Genomic DNA, 1,740 nt, shown 5'->3' on the forward strand with positions numbered 1-1,740 from the left:
CCTTCCCGGATACTGCGCGGGAGCGGACAGGCGGGAGACGAATGCCCGCCGGACAGGACGAACTCCGGCCAAGGGTACAAAGGCCGCCGGAGCGGAGCGCTCCCTTCCGGCCTGCGATTCTGCCGGCACGGACGCTTCCTTCACCGGAGAGACCGGCAGCGCCGGTCCGGTCGCCATCGTCGGCATCGCCTGCCGGTTCCCTGGTGCCCCGGACCCGGACGCCTTCTGGTCCCTGCTTCGCCAGGGCCTGGATGCCGTCGGCGAAGTTCCCGCCGACCGCTTCGATCTGGACCGCTTCTTCGATCCCGACGCCGCTGTCCCCGGCAAAACCTCGTCCCGCTGGGGCGGCTTCCTCGGCGCCGTCGATGCCTTCGATCCCGGCTTCTTCGGCCTCTCCGCCCGCGAAGCCGACAGCATGGACCCGCAGCAGCGCTTGCTGCTGGAGCTGGCCGCCGAAGCGCTCGATGACGCCGGCCTGCCTGCCGCTTCCCTCGCCGGTTCCGACACCGGCGTCTTCGTCGGCATCAGCGCCAGCGATTATTCCCGCCGCCTCTTTGCTGATCCCGACCGGATCGACATCTACTCCGGCACCGGTGGCGCGCTCAGCATCGCCGCCAACCGCCTGTCCTATCTGCTCGATCTGCGCGGCCCCAGCCTGGCTGTCGATACCGCCTGCTCTTCGTCGCTCGTCGCCGTTCATCTCGCCTGCCGCGCGCTGGCCGCCGGCGAAGCCTCGGCCGCGCTCGTCGGCGGCGTCAATCTGATTCTCGCCCCCGATCTGTCGATCAATTTCGCCAAGATGGGCGCCATGGCGCCCGACGGCCGCTGCAAGTCCTTCGACGCCCGTGCCGACGGCTATGTCCGCGGCGAAGGCGCCGGACTGCTGGTGCTCAAGACGCTGGAGCAGGCCCGCGCCGACGGCGACCGCATCTATGCCGTGATCCGCGGCTCGGCCGTCAACCAGGACGGCCGCAGCAACGGCCTGACCGCTCCCAGCCGCCAGGCTCAAGAAGCCGTGCTGCGCAGCGCCTATTCCCGGGCCGGCGTCTCGCCCGGCGATCTGCGCTACGTCGAGACGCACGGCACCGGGACGCCGCTCGGCGATCCGATCGAAGCCGCCGCGCTCGGCGCCGTGCTGGCCGAAGGCCGCCCCGAAGGCCAGTTGTGCGCCATCGGCTCGGTCAAGACGAACATCGGCCATCTGGAAGCGGCCGCCGGCGTCGCCGGTCTCATCAAGACCGCGTTGGCGCTGTGGCACCGCGAGCTTCCCGCCAGCCTGCACTTCGGCGAGGCCAACCCGCGCATTCCGTTTGACCGCCTGCCGCTGAAGGTGCAGACCGCTCCTTCGGCCTGGCCGGTCGGAGAGCCCGGCGAAGCGCCGCTGGCCGGCGTCAGCTCCTTCGGCTTCGGCGGCACCAACGCTCACGTCGTGCTTCAGGCCGCCTGGAAGGAGGCGGATGAGATGAACGTGCAGGGCAGCGAGGCAAGCGAGGCGGCCGAGCTTCTCCCGCTGCCGCTGTCGGCGCACTCGCCAGCCGCGCTCGCGGACATGGCCCGCCGCTACGCCGACTACCTGGACACGGCCCCGGCTTCCATCGGGGCCATCGGCTACAACGCCGCCCGCCGCCGGGATCACCGCCCGTTCCGTCTGTTCGTCGCCGGCCGCTCCGCTTCCGAGTGGGCGGCGGCGCTGCGCGAGGCGCTGGACGAACGGGCAGCCGGAGCGCTTCACCCCGACGC

At 71.3% G+C, this 1,740-nt stretch carries 1 protein-coding gene; it reads left to right on the forward strand.

Annotated elements, in window-relative coordinates; genetic code table 11:
• Nucleotides 1-1,740, forward strand: a 1,740-nt coding sequence (locus tag F4V43_RS19400) for a type I polyketide synthase (protein ID WP_223879976.1), incomplete at both ends; no start/stop codon positions are given.

The organism is Paenibacillus spiritus, assembly GCF_008710135.1.
Taxonomy (GTDB): Bacteria; Bacillota; Bacilli; order Paenibacillales; family Paenibacillaceae; genus Paenibacillus_AQ; species Paenibacillus_AQ glufosinatiresistens.